Here is a 5,846-nt window from a genome sequence, read left to right on the forward strand (position 1 = left end):
CGAGGACTTCCACGAAGCCCTCGTCGCCGCCGTAGTAGGGGTCGGGGACCTCGGCGCCGTCGGGGGCCGCCGGGTCGAAGGAGCGGAACAGCCGCACCTCCACCCCGGCGGGCGCCATCCGGCGCAGGAACGCCTGGTTGTCGCGGTCCATGGCAAGGACCAGGTCATATCGGTCGAACCAGTCACGGGTGAACTGCCGGGCGCTGTGGTCGGCGCCGTCGTAGCCGTGCTCGGCCAGGACGCGCAGGGCCCGCTCGTCCATCGGCCCGCCGGCGTGCCAGCCGCCGGTGCTGGCGCTCTCCACGATCACCCGGTCGCCCAGGCCGCGGTCGGCCACGACCTTGCGGAGAACCGTCTCGGCCATCGGCGAGCGGCAAATGTTTCCCATGCATACGACACATACGCGGTACGTCAGTGAGGTCATGTCTTCAATCATGAGGTGTTCACCGTCCGTTCACCCTCGTTAGGGGATCGAGTCACCTTGGCTGCATAGCTTCGTGGACGTCTAAGGATCGAAGTGGGAGAGGAACCCATCGTGAAGTATGCAGGCCGGCTCGCCGCCGTCGCCGTCGTCGGCGCGCTCTCGCTCGCTGCGTGCGGCACAGATAACAACTCGCCGGCTGGCAGCACCAGCTCGGCCGCCGCCACCTCCGCCGCGAGCGGTGACAGCAGCCTGAGCGGATCGATCAACGCCGCCGGCTCCTCGGCCCAGGCCAACGCGATCGACCAGTGGAAGAAGGACTTCCAGGGCGCCAACTCCGGGGTCAGCGTCAACTACCAGCCCAGCGGTTCGGGCGCCGGCATCCAGGCGTTCATCGCCGGCACGGTGGCGTTCGCGGGTTCCGACTCGGCGCTGAAGGAGGACGAGCCCGCCCAGGCCGACGCGCGCTGCAAGACCGGCAAGGCCATCAACATCCCGATGGTGACCGGCCCGGTCGCGGTGGTCTACAACCTGCCCGGCGTCGAGGGCGTGCAGCTGTCGCCGAAGACGCTCGCCGGCATCTTCAACAGCAAGATCACCAAGTGGGACGACCCGGCCATCAAGGCCGAGAACCCCGAGGCGCAGCTTCCCTCGACCCCGATCCAGGCGTTCCACCGCTCGGACGAGTCGGGCACCAGCGACAACTTCACCAAGTTCCTCAAGGCCACCTCCGACTGGCCGTACGAGCCGGGCAAGGCGTGGCCGGCCGAGGCCAAGGGCCAGGGCGCCAAGGGCTCCGACCAGGTCGCCGCCAGCGTCAAGGGCACCGAGGGCGCGATCGGTTACGTCGAGCTCTCCTACGCCGAGAACTCCGAGCTCCAGAAGGCCAAGGTGGCCAACGGCAGCGGCGAGTTCGTCGAGCTGACCCCGGAGAGCGCGGCCAAGACGGTCGAGACCGCCGAGATCACCGGCACCGGCAACGACCTCAAGCTCTCGATCGACTACGCCACCAAGACGCCGGGCGCCTACCCGATCGTCCTGGTCACGTACGAGATCACCTGCGAGAAGGGTCTGCCCGCCGAGGACGCCAAGCTGGTCAAGGCCTTCCTGACCTACACCGCCAGCGACGCGGGCCAGAAGGCGCTGACCGACCTGGGCTACGCCCCGCTGTCGGGCGACCTGCTGGTCAAGGTCCGCTCCGCCGTCGAGGCCATCTCCTAGTCACCGATGACGACCAAAGTCGAAATTCGCGAGGGCGGACCGGCCACGAGCCGGCCCGCCCCGCGGCGCACCTCCAGTGAGGGCCTGTTCCGCTGGCTGTCCACCGGTTCGGGCATCGTCCTGCTGGGCATCATGGCGGCCATCGCGGTCTTCCTCGTCGCCGAGGCGATCCCCGCGCTGTCCGCCAACAAGGCCAACTTCTTCACGGAGCTGACCTGGGACCCCAACGGCAGCCTGGTGTTCGGCATCGGCGCGCTCGCGTTCGGCACCGTGCTCAGCTCGGCGATCGCGCTGGTCATCGCCACGCCGGTCGCGGTGGGCGTCGCGCTGTTCATCTCCCACTACGCGCCGCGCAAGCTGGCGGCGGGCCTGGGCTACCTGATCGACCTGCTGGCCGCGGTGCCGAGTGTGATCTACGGCCTGTGGGGCGTGGCGTTCCTGGTGCCGCTGCTAAAGACGCCGTCGGAGTGGCTGAACGCCACGTTCGGCTGGTTCCCGCTGTTCGCCGGTGACGGTGCGATCGGCGGCAAGACCATGCTCGCGGGCGGCATCGTCCTGGCGATCATGATCCTGCCGATCATCGCGGCCATCTCCCGCGAGGTCTTCCTCCAGGCTCCCAAGATGAACGAGGAGGCCGCGCTCGCCCTCGGCGCCACCCGCTGGGAGATGATCCGGATGGCCGTGCTGCCGTTCGGCCGTCCCGGCGTGATCAGCGCCGCGATGCTCGGCCTGGGCCGCGCGATGGGCGAGACGATCGCGGTGGCGCTGATCTTCCCGGCGACGTTCGGCATCAGCTTCCAGATCCTCACCCCGCAGGGCAACAGCATCGCCGCCAACATCGCCAACGGCTTCGGCGAGGCGGGCGACATCGGCCGGGGCGCGCTGATCGCCTCCGGTCTCGTGCTGTTCGTCATCACCCTGCTCGTCAACATGGCTGCTCGCATGATCATCAACCGACGCAAAGAGTTCATGAAGGCCGGCACATGACCACCATCCAGCACATCTCGACCGGCCGCCGGGTCAAGGACCGCATCGTCCAGGGCCTGGTCTATCTGGCGTTCGCGCTGGCCGTGGTGCCGCTCGTCTCCGTGCTCTGGCTGGTGATCTCCAACGGCCTGGCGCGCTTCGACATGGAGTTCCTCACCCACTCGATGCGCAACATCGGCGCACGCGACGCGGGCGGCGGCGCCTACCACGCCATCATCGGCACCCTGGAACAGGTTCTGCTGGCCTCGGTGATCTCGGTCCCGATCGGCCTGCTGACCGCCATCTACCTGGTGGAGTACGGCAACGGCGGCCGGCTCAGCCGGGCCATCAGCTTCTTCGTCGACGTCATGACCGGCATCCCCTCGGTGGTCGCCGGTCTGTTCGTGCTGGCATTCTGGATCCTGTTCCTGGGCATGCCCTACTCGGGTTTCGCGGGCGCGATGGCGCTGTCGATCCTGATGATGCCGACCGTGGTGCGGTCGGCCGAGGAGATGCTCCGACTGGTGCCGGGCGACCTGCGCGAGGCCTCGTACGCGCTGGGCGTGCCCAAGTGGCGCACGATCGTCAAGGTCGTGCTGCCGACGGCGCTCACCGGCATCATCACCGGCGTCATGCTGGCCGTGGCCCGGGTGGCCGGCGAGACCGCGCCGCTGCTGCTGACCGTCTTCTTCACCGACTCCATCAACAACGACCCGTTCAGCGGGCCGCAGATGGGGCTCCCCCTCTTCGTGTTCGACCAGGCGGCGCGTCCCAACGACACCGCCATCGACCGGGCCTGGACCGGAGCCCTCACGCTCATTCTGATCGTCATGCTGTTCAACCTGGTGGCGCGCCTGATCGCCTGGTGGCGCTCGCCCGCCAGGGGCCGATAGGGGGAACTCCGCGACATGTCCAAGCAAATCCAGGTCTCCGGACTCGACGCCTACTACGGCGGGCACAAGGCCATCGAGGATGTCTCGATGACCATCGAGCCGCGCTCGATCACGGCCTTCATCGGCCCGTCCGGGTGCGGCAAGTCGACGTTCCTGCGCACCCTCAACCGCATGCACGAGGTCATCCCGGGCGCGCGAGTCGAGGGCAAGGTGCTGCTCGACGGCGAGGACCTCTACGCCCCCACGGTCGAGCCCGTCTCGGTGCGCCGCATGATCGGCATGGTCTTCCAGCGGCCCAACCCGTTCCCCACCATGTCCATCTACGAGAACGTGGCCGCCGGCCTGCGCCTCAACGGCCGCGTCTCCAAGTCCGAGATGGACGGCGTGGTCGAGGAGTCGCTCAAGGGCGCCAACCTCTGGAACGAGGTCAAGGACCGGCTCAGCAAGCCCGGCGCCGGCCTGTCCGGCGGTCAGCAGCAGCGGCTGTGCATCGCCCGCGCGATCGCGGTCAAGCCGCAGGTGCTGCTCATGGACGAGCCCTGCTCGGCCCTCGACCCGATCTCCACGCTGGCGATCGAGGACCTGATGGCCAAGCTCAAGGACGACTACACGATCGTCATCGTCACCCACAACATGCAGCAGGCCGCCCGGGTGAGCGACCGCACCGCGTTCTTCAACCTGGCCGAGCAGGGCAAGCCCGGCAAGGTCATCGAGATGGACGAGACCTCCCGCATGTTCACCAACCCCTCCGAAAAGGCCACCGAGGACTACATCACCGGGCGCTTCGGCTGATGATCGACCAGGCGGCAAGCACGGTGAACGGGGATACGCGGACGAAACCCGTACTCCTCATCGCCGACCCCGATGCCGAGGTCGTGCAGGATGTCGCCGCCGCCCTCGAACGCGAGGGCGTAGCGGTCACGGGCGCCCCCGACGGCGCCCAGGGGCTGCTCCAGGCAGGCGCGCTGCAGCCGGACGTGGTGCTGGTCTCGGCGACCCTCCCGGTGATCGACGCGGTCGACTTCGTCCAGGCGGTACGGCGCTCCCGGGTCGTGCCCGTCCTTCTCGGCGTCGGTGAGGGGCACGCCGAGCAGGCGGTGCGCGCGCTCGCCGCCGGCGCCGCCGCGTGCGTGGCCCGCCCGTACCGGGTGCCGGAGCTGCTGCCGTTCATCCACGCCGCGTCCCCGGAGGCGCGCAAGGTGCTCGCCGTCGGCGGCGTGGAGCTGGACGTGCACGCCTATCAGGTACGGGTCGACGGGCGGATCGTGCATCTGCCGTTGCGCGAGTTCGAGCTGCTGCACTATCTGATGCGCAACGCGGACCGGACGGTCACCCGCGAGCAGATCATGCGCCACGTGTGGCACGCGGCGGCCAGCACGTCGACCAACACGATCGCGGTGCACGTCAAGCGGCTGCGGGCGCGGCTGGGCGACGACGACGACCGGCTCATCCAGACCGTGCGCGGCGTCGGCTACCGGCTGGTCACGCCCGGCACTTCCGGAACGACCGCATGATCCGCGTGGTCACCCCTTCGACGGTCGCGATCCCGTAACCGGCCTCCGGGCTGCCCTCGGTGAGCACCGCGATCGCGTAGTCGTGGCCGCGGGCGCGCAGCAGGCCGGCGCTGACGACGGCCCAGCGCTTGGTCGAGACGCGCTTCAGCCAGCCGTTCTTCAGCGCCACGCGGTCGCCCCGGCACCTGGCGGCGCTGATGCCCCAGTTCTGCCCGTCGACCACGCCGCCCATGAGCCTGAGCACCTGTCCGCGGTCCGCGGCGGGCAGCGCACTGCGCTCCGCGATGAGCGCCCGCAGGAGCCGGACCTGGTCCTCGGCCGACGTCCGCGTGATGCCCCAGCAGTAGAGGTCGACGCACGAGCCGGGCACGCCCGCCGTGTGGCGCAGGCCGAGCTTCCGTCCCGCCCGGGTGAAACCGGGCGCGCCGCCGATGCGCAGCCACAGCCGGTCGGCGGCGTGGTTGTCGCTGTAGCGGATCATCAGGTCGGCGTCCCGCCTGACCTGCGCGGGAAGCTTCTTCCACGCGGTACGCAGCAGCAGCGCGGCGAGGATCTGGACCTTGGCGGTGCTGGCGGTGATGAGCCGCTCGCCGCGGTGATAGCGATACTGCCTCCCGGTGGTCAGGTCCTTGACCATCGCGGTGACGGGCCCCGGCCGGCCGGCCAGGAAGCGGTCCAGCAGGGCGGTGACGCGCTTGGCGTCGACGCGCGGCGCCTTGCGACGGGCCGCCCGCCTGCCGCCGGGCGCGGGGACCGGCGGCCCGAGCGTCTCGGCGGCCCGCCCGGGGCCCGTCACCGCGCGAGTCACGCCCTGCCGGGGCGCCGCGGCGG

7 protein-coding genes are annotated in these 5,846 nt (G+C 69.8%); 5 read left to right on the top strand and 2 right to left on the bottom strand.

The features are described 5' to 3' along the window. Positions 1-364 (bottom strand): low molecular weight protein-tyrosine-phosphatase (locus tag KME80_RS49250; protein WP_246647136.1); only part of this gene is annotated, 364 nt, incomplete at its 3' end. 171 nt (positions 365-535) lie between these two features. Between KME80_RS49250 and pstS the strand changes: the two genes are divergently transcribed. From pstS to KME80_RS49275, 5 genes are read left to right on the top strand one after another with little or no spacing between them, the layout of a single operon-like run. Continuing rightward, positions 536-1,642 (top strand): phosphate ABC transporter substrate-binding protein PstS, encoded by a 1,107-nt coding sequence (gene pstS / locus KME80_RS49255; RefSeq protein ID WP_219519807.1) that lies wholly within the window; start codon positions 536-538, stop codon positions 1,640-1,642. A 6-nt stretch (positions 1,643-1,648) separates the two neighbouring features. Continuing rightward, on the top strand, positions 1,649-2,629 hold the full coding sequence (gene pstC / locus KME80_RS49260; protein ID WP_219519810.1) for a phosphate ABC transporter permease subunit PstC: 981 nt from the start codon (positions 1,649-1,651) through the stop codon (positions 2,627-2,629). Further along, positions 2,626-3,501 (top strand): phosphate ABC transporter permease PstA, encoded by an 876-nt coding sequence (gene pstA, locus KME80_RS49265; protein ID WP_219519814.1) that lies wholly within the window; start codon positions 2,626-2,628, stop codon positions 3,499-3,501. The genes pstC and pstA overlap by 4 nt, the downstream gene beginning before the upstream one ends. Before the next feature lie 15 nt (positions 3,502-3,516). Further along, the gene (gene pstB / locus KME80_RS49270; RefSeq protein WP_219519817.1) at positions 3,517-4,293 is read left to right on the top strand and encodes a phosphate ABC transporter ATP-binding protein PstB; all 777 of its coding nucleotides are present in this window, start codon (positions 3,517-3,519) and stop codon (positions 4,291-4,293) included. 23 nt (positions 4,294-4,316) lie between these two features. Then, entirely contained in the window at positions 4,317-5,015 is a 699-nt protein-coding gene (locus KME80_RS49275) for a response regulator transcription factor (protein WP_308126269.1), read from the top strand. Here the strand turns inward: KME80_RS49275 and KME80_RS49280 are convergent. After that, the coding region (locus KME80_RS49280; protein WP_219519823.1) for a serine hydrolase at positions 4,984-5,846 on the bottom strand (863 nt) is incomplete at its 5' end. The genes KME80_RS49275 and KME80_RS49280 overlap by 32 nt on opposite strands.

This window comes from Nonomuraea ceibae (assembly GCF_019396325.1).
GTDB lineage: Bacteria > Actinomycetota > Actinomycetes > Streptosporangiales > Streptosporangiaceae > Nonomuraea > Nonomuraea ceibae.

Bases quoted from the DNA above. Each gene is read 5' to 3' on its own strand.
- pstC (WP_219519810.1), top strand. From the start codon at position 1,649: ATGACGACCAAAGTCGAAATTCGCGAGGGCGGACCGGCCACGAGCCGG.
- pstB (WP_219519817.1), top strand. From the start codon at position 3,517: ATGTCCAAGCAAATCCAGGTCTCCGGACTCGACGCCTACTACGGCGGG.
- pstA (WP_219519814.1), top strand. From the start codon at position 2,626: ATGACCACCATCCAGCACATCTCGACCGGCCGCCGGGTCAAGGACCGC.